This is a genomic window from Bacteroides sp. ET71 (assembly GCF_023336905.1).
Lineage (GTDB): Bacteria > Bacteroidota > Bacteroidia > Bacteroidales > Bacteroidaceae > Bacteroides.
Genome location: NZ_JAMBLS010000014.1, coordinates 46,064 through 60,090 on the forward strand (window position 1 = coordinate 46,064; position 14,027 = coordinate 60,090).

Below are 14,027 nucleotides of genomic sequence, written 5' to 3' on the forward strand. Positions count from 1 at the left end.
TACGCCCTACGGGCTCCGCTCAACATGACAGATACCTGAGCGCCTAAAAATATGCAGATATATGAAACCCGAACAGCAATACATCGACTTATATACCCAGGCAGAAGCCTTGCTGCGTGCCCATAGCGCCGACCCGCTGAACGACCTGCGCGCCAAGGCCTTTGCCGACTTCGAGCGCTTGGGCTTCCCCACGCGGAAGCAGGAAGACTGCAAGTACACCGACGTGGCACAGGCTTTCGAGCCCGACTACGGCATGAACTTCAAACGCCTGCAAATGCCCGTCAATCCCTACGAAGTGTTCAAATGCGACGTGCCTAACATGAGCACCTCGCTCTTCTTTGTGGTGAACGACATGTTTTATAATGCAGCGGCAAGTGGTGCGGTTCAAGAACCCGTAGCTCGCAGCTCGTCACTCTTAGCAGACCAAGGCGTCATCCTCGGCAGCTTCCGCGACCATCCCGAACTGGTCTCCCGCTACCTTGGCACCCTGGCCGACACGTCCAACGACGGACTGACCGCCTTCAACACCGCCTTCGCGCAGGACGGCGTGGTGCTCTACGTGCCCCGGGGCGTAGTGCTGGAGAAGCCCATCCAGCTTATCAACATCCTGCGCAGCACCGTGCCCCTGCTGGTCAACCGCCGCGTGCTCATCGTGCTGGAAGAAGGTGCCCAAGCCCGCCTGCTGGTGTGCGACCATGCCATGGACGAGGTAAACTTCCTGGCCACGCAGGTCGTCGAAGTATTCGTGGGCCGCAACGCCACCTTCGACCTCTACGAGCTGGAGGAGACGCACACCGGCACCACCCGCCTGAGCAATCTCTACGTCCGCCAGGAGGCCGGCAGCAATGTCCTGCTGAACGGCATGACCCTGACCTGCGGCACCACGCGCAACACCACCCGCGTCATCCTTGGCGGCGAGCAGGCCTCGCTTGACCTCTGCGGCATGGCCATCGCCGACAAGAACCAGCACGTGGACAACCGCACCGTGGTGGACCACACCGTGCCCTCGTGCACCTCGCGCCAGCTCTATAAGTATGTGCTGGACGGGCAGGCCACGGGTGCCTTTGCCGGGCTTGTCCTTGTCCGTCCCGGTGCGCAGCACACCGATGCCCGCCAGACCAACCGCAACCTCTGTGCCACCCGCGAAGCCCGCATGTACACCCAGCCCCAGTTAGAGATATATGCCGACGACGTGAAGTGCAGCCACGGCGCCACGGTAGGCCAACTGGATGAACAGGCCCTGTTCTACATGCAACAGCGCGGCATCCCCTTGCGCGAAGCACGGCTGCTGCTGATGTTCGCCTTCGTGGGCGAGGTGGTGGACAGCATCCGCCTCGATGCCTTGCGCGACCGCCTGCACCACTTGGTGGAGAAGCGTTTCCGCGGCGAGCTGGGACGGTGCAGGGATTGCAAGATGGTGTGCCGGTGATTATGGACCACAGATAACACTGAGGGGACAGATTTACACCGGTTCTTTATAATAAGTAACTGTTCATAATTAGTTTATACTATAATGGAGAATGAGGTGTCTGTCATTCTGAGCGTTGTTCTCCCCCGACAAACGGGGGAGCAAAGAGGGGGTTGAAGCGTAGTCGAAGAATCTCCCTAAGGTCTCTGTCCGTCTGGCAGCGCAAGAAGGAGATGTTTCGACTTCGCTGCGCTCCGCTCAACATGACAGACACATCAATAGTATAAACTAAAAAGGAATGATTATACTTAATAGATGAACATTGTATCTGTCATGTCGAGCTTGTCGGGACATCTCACGTAACATGTGGGGAAAGGCTGTATGTGAGACCTCTCGATACGCTCTCTCCCGTTATAGAGGGGGAGGACAATGCTCGGGGGGACGGATGCATCTGCCCATCTGTGGTTAATCCTGGTGAATTATCAGTTAAGGACAAAAGATAAAAATCTTCCCCCCCTTCCCTTACATATCTCCTGCAAATGCCTAACTTTGCGGGCATAATCAGTAACTTTAACCGAAAGCACATGATGAACCGAAAACTGACTTCCCGTTTTACCCCCCCCCTATTTATTTAACCTTATTTAACTTCTGTATCCTTTGCCTGCTGCTTGCCGCCTGCACGCAGGACGAAGGGATGGAGCAGGGCAACACCCTGCCCGACGGCGAATACCCCTTGCAGATAGGCAGCGTCAGCATCACCGCAGAGAGCAGTGAAGAGCCGTGGACGCGCGTCAGCGAGAAGCCCGATGGCAGCGGCAGCGTGTGGCAGCCGGATGATGCCATTACCGTCAGTCTCGATGGTGAAACAGCCACTTATACTTACGATGGCAGCGCATGGACTTCCGATACTCCCCTCTATTGGAAAAACACCCAGACTGCCGAAGTCACTGCCTGGTATCCCGCTACGGATGGCGCATTGTACCTCGGCGGCCAAGATAACGGCTTGGTGTATGTGCTGCGGGCCACGGCAGACAACGCAAGCCACAACACTCCTGTTAACTTGCAGTTCGAGCACCAACTTGCCAAGGTACGAGTGATGGTCAAGGGAACAGCCGATGTGATAGATGTTGAAGCTATAAATGTACCCATTGATTGTGATGTTAAAGAAGGAAAAATAGTAAATATTGGAACTATTATACCACGCAATCATCTAATGTTTAAAACCACTTACGAGGATATAGGCCCCTGCTGGGAAATCAACCTGCCGCCAAGTCCTGATTATCAAATAGAAAATTTCATGGTTCTTACTTCAGATCCTATTAGCACTCCATGTGACCTTACTACCCCCATAACCTTGGAGGCTGGCAAAGTCCATACCATCACGCTGACGGTGGACAGAAAGGACACGAAAACCATCGACCTCTCCAACGGTGACTACATCATCAACGACGACGGCATCTACTACTTCAGCGGCACAGCCAGCCATGCCATACGGGTGACGGGCGGTAATCCGAACATCTACCTGGAAGATGCACAGATAAGCGTGTCGGGCGGCAATGCCATCGACATCACGGGCGGCAACCCTACTATCCATGTAAGGGGTGAGGGCAACACCGTAACCTCCACCGACAACACGGGCATCGCCGTTTCCGGCGGAGCAACTCTCACCATCGAGGGACGAAGCACGGCGGACATGCTGACGGCTACGGCAGGCAACGGGGGCGCAGGCATTGGTTCTCCCCTTAGCGGTACAGTCGGCGGCAATATCACTATCGGCAATGTTACGATTCATGCCACCGGAGGTAGTGGAAATTCCGCTTTTGGAGGCGCAGGTATAGGCTCGTCCGGCAGCGGAACTTGCGGAGATGTCACAATCACGGACGCTGTGATAGTGGCCAATGGCGGAGATTATTCGTCGGGCATCGGCATGGGATATGGAAATACTTCCCAGCCATCCATCGGCAAGATTACCATCACCAACTCCGATGTGACGGCTAAAGCAGGGCGTTATGCATCCGCCATCGGTTTTTCTTATACAGAAAGTGTGGTCAATCCTACGCCTGATTACAGGGCAGGACAGATAATCATTACCACGGATAATCTTGAGACTTTCTTGTCCAAGCTGACAGCCGGTGGTACAGCGCATGCGGAGTTTGCCGCGTATGCGCAACGGATAGGCGTAGGGTCACATGCAATACCGTATCCTCCGTCCTTGCTTAACCAAGATGGCTCAGGCCCGTGGGAAGGCGTGGTCATCAACGGCACGACCTATGCGGACGGTTATGAATAAGGATATTAAACAACATACAGCCCCGGCCAGTGGCTGCAACGACTGGCTGCCAAACCGGGATGGTGGAGAACCCGGCAAAAAAAGATACGAATAAAACCGAGAATTATAAATAATTCCTGACAGTCCTTTGACCGGAGGCGACGAGCTTAGGCAAGGTGGCCGACACTTATAAGAAGTGTGTCCGACACTTGTGCTAAGTGTCGCCGACACCTGTGCTAAGTGTCAACACCTCTCCAGAAGGGCTTGCAGGGCATGTCTAACTTAAATTTTTGCAGCGATGCCGATATTCAAAGCAATTTACAAGAAACTGTCCAAGAAGTGGCACCCGCAGGCCATCACCGTGGGTGCGCCCGTAGAGATGGACGAACTGTGCAAGCACATCGCCCGCATGTCTACCGTCAGCATCCCCGACGCCAAGGCCGCCATTGAGGCCTTGGGCATCGTAATGGGCGACCTGATGAACGCGGGCCGTTCGGTGCATGTGGACGGGCTGGGCACGTTCTATTACACCTGCGTCAGCAACGGTCAGGGCGTGGACGCGGAAGAGAAGGTGAACGCCAACCAAATCACCGGTACGCGCGTGCGCTTCGTGCCCGAATCCAGCCGCAAGGGCAACACCATCACGCGCGCCCTCATCAGCGACGACCTGGTGTGGACGAACATCAAGACCGTGTCCGCCCTCGACGGCACGGGCTCGGACGCCACCACGCCCGGCGGCTCGGATGGCAACGACGACGGCCAAGGGACGTTCGGATAACGAGGCCCCGAAGGCGTAAAATGAAGAGGAGAGGATGTGTGCGGGTGATGCACACATCCTCTCCTCTTTTTCGTGCGGGGCGGGGTCAGAGGATGCCGTTGCGCTGCAAAGGATTCGCCAGCAGGCTTTCCACCAATGCGTCAGTGTCTGTCTCCAGCGACCGATATTTCTTGAATAATCGTTTGAACTGCTTCCGAAACGTGTGGTAGAGTCTAATTGTGTAGTTCATGCTTAAACTCCTCCCAGGATTTTCCTTTCAACTTCCCGGCCCGAATCAGTTTGATTTCCTCGCACATCTCATCCACATCGGCAATCAGTTCGGCCTTGGTCAGCGGGCGATATTCTTCCGCATCTTCCGCCACGACAGCCGATGAAAGGGAAGTCTCTCCGGCCTCCTCGCGTCTGCCGTATTGCTGTGCCGCCAGCTTCTTGACATACTCCAGCAACTTTTTCATGCTGCTTTCGTCGTCGGCTATATAGCTCAGTTCGCGAAACAGTTCAGCATTTAGATTCATGGTGTCCATATTGTGTACCTCCTTTCATTTTGTAATCAGGGCAGGTGACCCGCCCTCCGCCCTCAAAGCAAGTGGTTGGCTTTCAACCACCGCTTGCCGTTAGGGGTAAGAAAATAAATCAATGCAGCGGCACACGGAATGCCTACAAGCAAAAAACCGATAATCGCTCCCATAAATGTCTACTCCTCCTTTTTATTGGTTAGTATTAATCCTAATATCAATGCCAGCAATGCAGAGGTAAAACCTAATCCGTAGATTAGCTATTTATTATCTCCCATATCCTTGAACAAGGAGGCGATGACCACGCCGGTAAAGATATATTTGGATATATCAATCAGGTAGTTTCCTAATTTCTCTTTCCACATAATGCACGGATTACAGCGTCTGCTTCACCTCCACCTCTTCGTAGGCCTCGATAACGTCGCCCACCTTCAGGTCGTTGCAGTTGGTCAGGCTGATGCCGCACTCGAAGTTGGTACCTACCTCCTTCACATCGTCCTTGAATCGCTTCAGGGCGTTGATGGCACCGGTGTAGACCACAATGCCGTCGCGGATAAGACGGGCCTTGTCGGTACGCTTCACCTTGCCGGTCTTCACCATCGCACCGGCCACCTGGCCCACCTTGCTGATGTTGAACACCTCGCGCACCTCGATGGTGGCCGTCACCTGCTCCTTCAGCGTCGGGGCCAGCATGCCCTCCATGGCGGCTTTCACCTCCTCGATGGCGTCGTAGATGATGGAGTACTTGCGGATGTCCACACCCTCCTGCTCGGCCAGCTTGGCGGCACCACCGGACGGACGTACCTGGAAGCCCACGATGATGGCGTCGGAAGCGGCAGCCAGCGATACGTCGGACTCGGAAATCTGTCCCACGCCCTTGTGGATGACGTTCACCTGAATCTGCTCCGTCGACAGCTTGATGAGCGAGTCGCTCAAGGCCTCTACCGAACCGTCCACGTCGCCCTTGACGATGATGTTCAGCTCGTGGAAGTCGCCCAGCGCCAGGCGGCGGCCCACTTCGTCCAGCGTCAGCATCTTCTGCGTGCGCAGGCCCTGTTCGCGCTGCAACTGTTCGCGCTTGTTGGCAATCTCGCGCGCCTCCTGCTCGGTCTCAATCACGTGGAACGTGTCGCCGGCGGCAGGTGCACCGTTCAAGCCCAGGATAAGGGCGGGTTCGGCGGGTCCAGCCTGCTTCATGCGCTGGTTGCGCTCATTGAACATGGCTTTCACCTTGCCGTAGTGCGTACCGGCCAGCACGATGTCGCCCACCTTCAGCGTACCGTTGGACACGAGCACCGTGGCCACATAGCCGCGCCCCTTGTCCAAGGAAGACTCGATGATGGAGCCCGTGGCCCGGCGGTTGGGGTTGGCCTTCAGGTCGAGCATTTCGGCTTCGAGCAGCACCTTCTCCAGCAGTTCGTGGACGCCGATGCCCTTCTTGGCCGAGATGTCCTGCGACTGGTATTTGCCGCCCCACTCTTCGACCAGGAAGTTCATGTTGGCCAGTTCCTCCTTTATCTTGTCCGGGTTGGCTCCCGGCTTATCTATCTTGTTGATGGCAAAGACGATGGGCACACCGGCAGCCATGGCATGGTTGATGGCTTCCTTGGTCTGCGGCATGACGTTGTCGTCGGCCGCCACAATGACGATGACCACGTCCGTCACCTTGGCACCGCGGGCACGCATGGCGGTAAAGGCCTCGTGTCCCGGCGTGTCGAGGAAGGTAATCTCCCGTCCGTCGTCCAGCGTCACATGGTAGGCACCGATGTGCTGCGTGATACCGCCGGCCTCGCCTGCAATGACGTTGGACTTGCGGATGTAGTCCAAGAGCGAAGTCTTACCGTGGTCCACGTGACCCATCACCGTCACGATGGGAGCGCGCGGCTGGAGGTCTTCTTCGGCATCGGCCTCTTCGACGATGGCCTGTGCCACCTCGGCGCTGATGTATTCGGTCTTGAAGCCGAACTCTTCGGCCACCAGGTTGATGGTCTCCGCATCGAGACGCTGGTTGATGGACACCATGATGCCCACACTCATGCACGTGCCGATGACCTGCGTGACAGGCACGTTCATCATGCTGGCCAGCTCGTTGGCCGTCACAAATTCCGTCAGCTTCAGCACCTTGCTTTCGGCCTGTTCCTGGTTCTCCAGTTCGTGGCGGCGTTCGGCATCCTGTTCGCGTTTCTCCTTGCGGTACTTGGACGTCTTGCTCTTGCCTTTGGCAGTGAGGCGTGCCAAGGTTTCCTTCACCTGTTTGGCCACGTCTTCCTCGCTCACCTCCTGCTTGATGACGGGTTTCTTGAAGCGGTCTTTGTTCTTCTTGCCACCACCTTGTGCGGAAGCGCCCTTGCCGGCATATTCGCCGCCGCCTCCCTTGCCCTGGAAGCTGGAGACGTTATTGATGTCGACCTTCTCTTTGTTGATGCGGGCACGTTTCTTTTTGCTGTTGCCATCGGCATCCTTGGCGTCCTTGCCCTGCTTGGCATCGTCGCGGCGTATTTCCTTGATGATGGCTTCCTTCATCTGCTTGCGCTGGTCCTGACGCTGCTTCTCCTTTTCCTCGCGCTCGCGGCGTTTCTCCTCTTTCGATTTCTTGCGCGGGCGGGTAGACTGGTTCAGGGCAGCCAAGTCAATCTGGCCGATGATGTTAATCTTCGTGCCCAGGCCTTCGTGGTGTATCTTGAAGATTTCCTCTTCTTTCGATTGCGGAGCCGGTTCTTCGGCGGCCTCTTCTTCCGGCTGGTCGTCCGCATCCGAAGACATTCCGGCTTCGGTGGCCGGTTCAAGTTCTACGGGTTCCGGGGTTTCAACCGGCTCGTCCGGCATCTCTTCCGGCTGTGCCATAGGCTGCGGCTCCACGGGTTCGACCACGGGCTCGGGTTGCGGTTCGGGTTCAACTACGGGTTCCGGCTCTGACGGCACCGGCATTTCCGGTTCTTCCACCACCTGGGGTGCCGGTTCTTCGGTTTTCTCCGCCTGCACGGCAGGCGTAGGTTTGGGATGATTCAGGCTATCCAGGTCAATCTTCCCTACGGGTTTAAATTTCGGCAACCGGTCTTCGGGGACAACGGTTTTGATTTCCTCCGTCCGTTCTTTGTCGTGTGCCGCATTTTCGTACGCACGTGCCGCCGTAGCCTTGGTGCGTTCTTTAAAATTCTGCCGTTCCTGGCTGATGCGTTCTGATTTTATTTTAAGATCCTTATCTGTGCTGAACTCTTTCTTGAGCATTTCGAACTGCTCGTCCGTAATCTTCGTATTGGGGTTTGCCTCGACGGTAAACCCTTTCTTCTGCAGGAACTCGACAGCCGTCGTAATGCCTACATTCAAGTCTCTCGTTACTTTATTTAACCTTATTGTCATATATTGCTTTTAATGTTTCGATGTGCCTTGTGCTACAGACGAGCACGTTCTGTTACTCTTCTTCAAATTCTTTTTTCAGTACACGGATAACCTCGTCGACGGTTTCTTCTTCCAGGTCGGCTTGTTCGATGAGCATTTCACGCGGAGCGTTCAGCACGGCTTTGGCCGTTTCGATGCCGAGGCCCTTGATGGCGTCGATAACCCATCCTTCTATCTCGTCGCGGAACTCGTCGAGGTAGATGTCCTCGTCTTCCTGCGGTACGCTGTTGTCTACCTCGCGGAAGACGTCAATGGTGTATCCGGTGAGCATGCTGGCGAGCTTGATGTTGAGTCCGCCCTTACCGATGGCCAGCGAGACTTCTTCGGGCTTCAGGAAGACTTCGGCCTTGTGCTCTTCTTCGTTGATACGGATGGAAGAGACGCGTGCGGGGCTCAGGGCGCGTTGTATGAACAGTTGCGTGTTGTTCGTAAAGTTGATGACGTCGATGTTCTCGTTGCGCAGCTCGCGTACGATGCCGTGTATGCGGCTTCCCTTGACGCCGACGCAGGCTCCGACGGGGTCGATGCGGTCGTCATAGCTCTCGACGGCTATTTTGGCCCGTTCGCCGGGGATGCGTGCGATTTTCTTGATGGTGATGAGTCCGTCGTTAATCTCGGGCACTTCCAGTTCGAAGAGGCGTTGCAGGAAGACGGGCGAGGTGCGGCTCAGGATGATTTTCGGGTTGTTGTTCTTGTTTTCCACGCGGTCCACGACGGCACGGACGGTTTCTCCCTTGTGGTAGAAATCGCTGGGTATCTGTTCGGTCTTCGGCAGCAGGAGTTCGTTCTGCTCGTCGTCCATGAGGAGCATTTCCTTCTTCCATATCTGATAGACTTCTGCACTGACGATGGTGCCCACCTTGTCAATGTACTTATTGTAGAGGGTGTCCTTCTCCAGTTCCAAGATTTTGGAGGCAAGCGTCTGGCGCAGGTTGAGGATGGCGCGTCGCCCGAAGCTGGCAAAGTTGACTTCGTCGGTCACTTCCTCGCCCACCTCATAGGAAGCGTCTATCTTCTGTGCCTCGCTGAGTGATATTTGCAAGTTGGGGTTGGTCAGGTCTTCATCGGCCACTACCTCGCGGTTGCGCCATATTTCCAGGTCTCCCTTGTCCGGGTTGACGATTACGACGTAATTCTCATCGGTTCCGAACATCTTGGCGATGACGCTCCGGAAGGAATCTTCCAGTACGCTCACCATGATGGCGCGGTCGATGTTCTTCAACTCCTTGAACTCGGCGAAGGTATCCACCAGGCTGATTGTTTCTTCTTTCTTGGCCATAGTCTTTATTTAAAACTGATTACGTATTTAGTATATTTTATGTCGTCATAGGAAAAAGCGAGGTCTTCGTCCACCATCTTGGGGCGCTTGGCTCCTTCTTCCTTCACTTTCTTCTGTATCGTCAGCGTGAAGTGTTCGGCATCGGCCTCTTTCAGCACGCCGTGCAGTTTGCGCCCGTCTTTCGTCAAGACTTCCACTTCTTCGCCCACATGGATGAGGTATTGTTGCAGCACCTTGAAGGGCTGTCCGATGCCGGCCGAACCCACTTCCAGTTCGTAGTCTTCCTGTTCGCGGCTCAGGCGAGACTCGATGTATCGGCTCAGGTCCACGCAGTCTTCTATCCAAACTCCCTCTTTGTGGTCTATTTCCACCACGATTTTGTCGTCGGGGCCGATGGTCACTTCTACCAGGAAGTAGTCTTTCCCCTCCAGCCATTCGTCAACGATTTGGCAAACAGTTTTCTTTTCTATCATAGATTAACAAACATAAGGAACAAAAAAGAGGAGCTCTGTCGCCCCTCCCCTATCATCCAATCCGCTGCAAAGATAATAATAATCCGTCCGACTGCAAAATATTAGGAAAAAAAAGCGCGAAAAGACGGGGAAACGACACAAAGAACGATGTTTCAGGGCCTTGTCCCGCATCCGGAAGAGCCGTGTTTCGTGTGCGGAAGAAGCGCGCTTCGTGTGCGGACGGGCCACAGCGCTTGCGGAAGGGCATGAAAAAACCGCAGGACTGCCCTCCGGCATGTGGAAGGAATCCTGCGGGAAAAGGATGCGGACACCGGCCGTCAGCGGCGGCACTCCAGCGTCAGGCGGGCGGGGCGGACACCCGGGGCGCGTGCTTCGAACTCGATGGTTCCCTCCGCTTCGCCACTCTGCACGATGGCGGTGAGCTGGCCGGAGAAAGCGTGCATGCGGGGCAGGTGGAAGAGGTCGAGGCAGGTGGGGTCGCCATTGGCCGCGGCGCGGAACGAGCCCTGACCTTTCACCCGGAAGCTGACCAGGCGGCCGTCTGTCGGACAGAGGTTGCCGTCTTTGTCCACCACGCGCACGGTGAGGTAGGCCAAGTCCTTGCCGTCAGGAGACAGGCAGGTGCGGTCGGCCACCACCTCCAGATGATGGGGCCGCCCGGCGGTGTGCACCGCCAGCGTGTCGGCCGCCCGGCCTGTGGCGTCGTAGGCCACCACCTCCAGCGTGCCGGGTTCGTAGCGCACACTGTCCCAAATCAACCGGAAGCGGCGTTGCAGGGCCAGCGAGTCCGTCGCCTCCAGAGCCCGGCTCTGTTCGGCAGTCAGCTTGCGTTGGCGGCCCTGGCTCTTGCCGTTCACGAAAAGTTCGGCTTCGGGATAGTCGGTGTAGACGAAAACAGGGGTCACCTCGCCCTCGCGTCCCGGCCACGTCCAGTGCGGGGCGACGTGCAGCGTGTGGTCTTCCCGGTTCCACTGGCTGCGGTAGAGGTAATAACGGTCTTTGGGGATGAAAGCCAGGTCGATGATGCCAAAGAGCGAGCTGTGGTTGGGCCAGGCATCGGTGTCATACGGCGAAGGCTCGCCCAGGTAGTCGAAACCGGTCCAGACAAACTGCCCCATCGTCCAGGGATAGTCTTCGGCAAGGGCCAGGTCTTCGTCGGGCACGTTCGACCAACTGCACGCTTCCAAGTCGTAGGACGACGACTGGTGGTCGAGGTACTTCGCGTCTTTCTTCGGAAGCGCGGGAAACTTGTACACGCCGCGCGAGCTTACCGTAGACGCAGTTTCCGAACCCAGCACGACAGACTGGGGCAGCAAGCGGTATGCCTCCAGGTAGCGGAAAGTGCGGTAGTTGAAGCCCGGCACGTCGAGCAGCGTGGCAAAGCCGTTGTCCAACACGCACGACACTTGGTCCATGCCGCACGTCACCAGACGGGTGGGGTCTTCGCGGTGGCAGATGTTTTGCAAGAACGCGGCCACCTTGTAGCCCTCGTCCTCGCACTGCGTGGGCACCTCGTTGCCGATGCTCCACATCACCACAGACGGGTTGTTGCGGAAGTGATGCAGCATGTTCACCATGTCGCGCTCGGCCCACTCGTCGAAGAAGCGGTGGTAACCATTCGCACACTTGGCGATGTCCCACTCGTCGAACGGTTCCACTATCAACATAAAGCCCAGCTCGTCGCAAAGCTGCACCAGTTCGTCGGCCGGCATGTTGTGCGACGTCCGGATGGCATCGCAACCCATGTCCTTCAGCAGCGTCAGTTGGCGGCGCAGGGCGGACACGTTGACCGCCGCGCCCAGAGGACCGAGGTCGTGGTGGTTACACACGCCGCGGAACTTCCTCGGACTGCCATTCAGCACGAATCCCTTGTCGGCCACCACCCCGATGCTGCGGATGCCGAAGCGGGTGGTATATTCATCCACCTGCTCGTCCCCCACATAGATACGCGACACGGCCCGGTACAGGTGCGGCGTCTCAGGCGACCAGAGCTGCGGCCGCTCCACCAGGAAATTCTGTTCGAAGGGGATGTCCGTGTTCACCCGGCGCGTATGGTCTTTCGTGGCCACCACGCGGCCGTCCGGACCGATGATGTCGGTCGCGATGCGTACGTCACGGCCATCGGCACCGTCCAGCTTGGTGAGAAGTTTCACCGAAGCATAGTCGCGGCTGACATACGGCGTGACGATGTGCGTGCCCCAGACGGGTACGTGCACGTCGTTCGTCAGCACCAGGCGCACCCTGCGGTACAGCCCCGCCCCGGGATACCAACGGGAAGACTGCGGACGGTTCTCCAGCCGGACTGCCAGCGTATTCTCGCCCCCGTCCTTGTTCAGCAAAGGCGTCACGTCGCAATGGAAGGCATTGTAGCCGAACGGCCAGTAGCAGGCCTCCTGACCGTTGACGTAGACCCGCGCCTCGCTCATGGCGCCGTCGAACAACAAAGTGGCACGCCGACCTTCGGGCACCCGGAACGTGGTGCGGTACCACCCGACACCCACGTAGGGCAGGCCGCCGGTGCGCCCCGTCTTCACCGAAGCCTCCGTCTCGAAGTTTTGCGTCACGGCAACGTTCTGAAGGTCATTGTCGCGGCTGAACGGCCCGTAGATGGCCCAGTCGTGCGGCACGCTGACCGCCTGCCAACCGCTGTCATCGAACGAAGGGGACACCGCTTCGGGCACATCGCCTTTCGTGAACTTCCAACCTTTCTCCAATGACTGCACCGTGCGCTGTGCCTGCACGGACAAGGCAGCCATTATCCACACTCCCAACAGGAGCAAACCAGGTTTTTTCATCGTTACATCTATTTATAAGATTCAGTTTTTAAAAGCATCCAACGCAATGGTGGGACGTCCGCTGTCGTCGAAAGCCCCCTTGAAATAACCGTTCCACCCGGCGTACGACTGGGGCTCCCAATAGAACACACCCAGACAGGCGGGCAACTCGCGGCAACGTGCCAACAGCTCCGTCAGGCAAGCCAGCGAAGCGTCGGCCTCATCCCAGTTCATCCCCACCTCGCACACCATCACTTCCTTGCCGTAACGGGCGGAGACATCCTGCATGTTGGCCAGGCAAGCGGCGACCATGTCCTGCCAGTTGTCTGCGTCGGGATAGAGCGACATGCCTATGACGTCGTAGTCTGTCCCGTTGTCGCGCAAAATGTCGAATACCCAACGGAACAGGCCGTTGTCGTCACCGCTCTGCAGATGCACGATGACTTTGGCCTCCGGGAACACTTCCTTCACGGCGCTGCTGCCCGTCTGGATGAACGCTGCAAAGTTAACTGTATTTGCCGGATAAGTCAAGCCGTTGACCTGCACATCGTAGGTAGCGCCGCTCAGTTCGCGGTCTTCGTCCCACAACATGCCGGGTCCCGTCTCGTTGCCCACCTGCACCCATTCGGGCGTGATGCCTTGCGCCTTCAGCGCTTCCAGCACATCCAAAGTATGCGCACGGATAGCGGCATGCAGTTCGTCCAACGTCAAGCCCTGCCAGGCCGCAGGCTTGTATTGCGCCGACGGGTCGGCCCACGTGTCGCTGTAGTGGAAGTCTATCATCAACCTATAACCCAACTGATGCGCCCTCCAGGCCTTGGCCAAGACGTCTTCCCGGTTGCACCAACCGTCTTCAGGGTTTACCCACACGCGCAGGCGGATGGCGTTGAAACCCAAATCGCGCAACAGCGTCATGCACTCGGTGTCACGCCCGTCGGCCGTATAGAACCGGACGCCGGACGCCTCCATTTGCGTCAACCAGCTTACATCGGCTCCCTTGGCAAAACCACTCATGTCGTAGACGGGGTCCTCGGGAAAGACGGGAGCATCGTTATCGTCGTTGCAGGCGGCTGCCCCCAACAGCAGCAGGCCCGACAAGAATAAATGTTTCAGTTTCATATCGTCGTATATT

At 57.0% G+C, this 14,027-nt stretch carries 11 protein-coding genes; 3 read left to right on the plus strand and 8 right to left on the minus strand.

Going from position 1 to position 14,027, the window contains the following annotated elements; genetic code table 11:
* Window positions 1-61 precede the first annotated feature (61 nt).
* The 3 genes from sufD to M3090_RS09105 all read left to right on the plus strand — a co-directional run bounded on the left by sufD (window position 62) and on the right by M3090_RS09105 (window position 4,455).
* On the plus strand, window positions 62-1,429 hold the full coding sequence (gene sufD, locus M3090_RS09095) for a Fe-S cluster assembly protein SufD (RefSeq protein ID WP_249055422.1): 1,368 nt from the start codon (window positions 62-64) through the stop codon (window positions 1,427-1,429).
* 673 nt (window positions 1,430-2,102) lie between these two features.
* Window positions 2,103-3,698, plus strand: a complete 1,596-nt coding sequence (locus M3090_RS09100; protein WP_249055424.1) for a fimbrillin family protein — start codon at window positions 2,103-2,105, stop codon at window positions 3,696-3,698.
* A gap of 277 nt (window positions 3,699-3,975) precedes the next feature.
* On the plus strand, window positions 3,976-4,455 hold the full coding sequence (locus M3090_RS09105) for an HU family DNA-binding protein (protein WP_249055427.1): 480 nt from the start codon (window positions 3,976-3,978) through the stop codon (window positions 4,453-4,455).
* 85 nt (window positions 4,456-4,540) lie between these two features.
* Here M3090_RS09105 and M3090_RS09110 read toward each other — a convergent pair whose 3' ends face one another.
* The 8 genes from M3090_RS09110 to M3090_RS09140 form a co-directional block, all read right to left on the minus strand.
* Window positions 4,541-4,684: a hypothetical protein gene (locus tag M3090_RS09110; RefSeq protein ID WP_249055429.1), complete on the minus strand. Its 144-nt coding sequence runs from the start codon at window positions 4,682-4,684 to the stop codon at window positions 4,541-4,543.
* Window positions 4,668-4,979: a cytochrome P450 gene (locus tag M3090_RS09115; RefSeq protein ID WP_249055432.1), complete on the minus strand. Its 312-nt coding sequence runs from the start codon at window positions 4,977-4,979 to the stop codon at window positions 4,668-4,670. Before M3090_RS09115 ends, M3090_RS09110 begins: the two co-directional genes overlap by 17 nt.
* 251 nt (window positions 4,980-5,230) lie before the next feature.
* Window positions 5,231-5,335, minus strand: coding sequence for a DUF6722 family protein (locus M3090_RS15920; protein ID WP_317239172.1), 105 nt, complete (start codon window positions 5,333-5,335; stop codon window positions 5,231-5,233).
* A gap of 10 nt (window positions 5,336-5,345) precedes the next feature.
* Complete coding sequence (gene infB / locus M3090_RS09120; RefSeq protein WP_249055434.1) at window positions 5,346-8,330, minus strand: translation initiation factor IF-2; 2,985 nt, start codon at window positions 8,328-8,330, stop codon at window positions 5,346-5,348.
* A gap of 52 nt (window positions 8,331-8,382) precedes the next feature.
* Window positions 8,383-9,648 (minus strand): transcription termination factor NusA, encoded by a 1,266-nt coding sequence (nusA, locus tag M3090_RS09125; protein WP_249055436.1) that lies wholly within the window; start codon window positions 9,646-9,648, stop codon window positions 8,383-8,385.
* 5 nt (window positions 9,649-9,653) lie between these two features.
* Entirely contained in the window at window positions 9,654-10,121 is a 468-nt protein-coding gene (gene rimP / locus M3090_RS09130) for a ribosome assembly cofactor RimP (protein WP_249055438.1), read from the minus strand.
* 317 nt (window positions 10,122-10,438) lie between these two features.
* The gene (locus M3090_RS09135) at window positions 10,439-12,916 is read right to left on the minus strand and encodes a glycoside hydrolase family 2 TIM barrel-domain containing protein (protein WP_249055441.1); all 2,478 of its coding nucleotides are present in this window, start codon (window positions 12,914-12,916) and stop codon (window positions 10,439-10,441) included.
* 21 nt (window positions 12,917-12,937) lie between these two features.
* Window positions 12,938-14,014: an arabinogalactan endo-beta-1,4-galactanase gene (locus M3090_RS09140; RefSeq protein WP_249055443.1), complete on the minus strand. Its 1,077-nt coding sequence runs from the start codon at window positions 14,012-14,014 to the stop codon at window positions 12,938-12,940.
* Window positions 14,015-14,027 lie beyond the last annotated feature (13 nt).

Excerpts from the sequence above, each read along its gene's own strand:
- rimP (WP_249055438.1), bottom strand. The coding sequence starts at position 10,121 with ATGATAGAAAAGAAAACTGTTTGCCAAATCGTTGACGAATGGCTGGAG.
- M3090_RS09140 (WP_249055443.1), bottom strand. The coding sequence starts at position 14,014 with ATGAAACTGAAACATTTATTCTTGTCGGGCCTGCTGCTGTTGGGGGCA.
- M3090_RS09100 (WP_249055424.1), top strand. The coding sequence starts at position 2,103 with ATGGAGCAGGGCAACACCCTGCCCGACGGCGAATACCCCTTGCAGATA.
- M3090_RS15920 (WP_317239172.1), bottom strand. The coding sequence starts at position 5,335 with ATGTGGAAAGAGAAATTAGGAAACTACCTGATTGATATATCCAAATAT.
- M3090_RS09110 (WP_249055429.1), bottom strand. The coding sequence starts at position 4,684 with ATGAACTACACAATTAGACTCTACCACACGTTTCGGAAGCAGTTCAAA.
- nusA (WP_249055436.1), bottom strand. The coding sequence starts at position 9,648 with ATGGCCAAGAAAGAAGAAACAATCAGCCTGGTGGATACCTTCGCCGAG.
- M3090_RS09105 (WP_249055427.1), top strand. The coding sequence starts at position 3,976 with ATGCCGATATTCAAAGCAATTTACAAGAAACTGTCCAAGAAGTGGCAC.
- M3090_RS09135 (WP_249055441.1), bottom strand. The coding sequence starts at position 12,916 with ATGAAAAAACCTGGTTTGCTCCTGTTGGGAGTGTGGATAATGGCTGCC.
- M3090_RS09115 (WP_249055432.1), bottom strand. The coding sequence starts at position 4,979 with ATGGACACCATGAATCTAAATGCTGAACTGTTTCGCGAACTGAGCTAT.
- sufD (WP_249055422.1), top strand. The coding sequence starts at position 62 with ATGAAACCCGAACAGCAATACATCGACTTATATACCCAGGCAGAAGCC.
- infB (WP_249055434.1), bottom strand. The coding sequence starts at position 8,330 with ATGACAATAAGGTTAAATAAAGTAACGAGAGACTTGAATGTAGGCATT.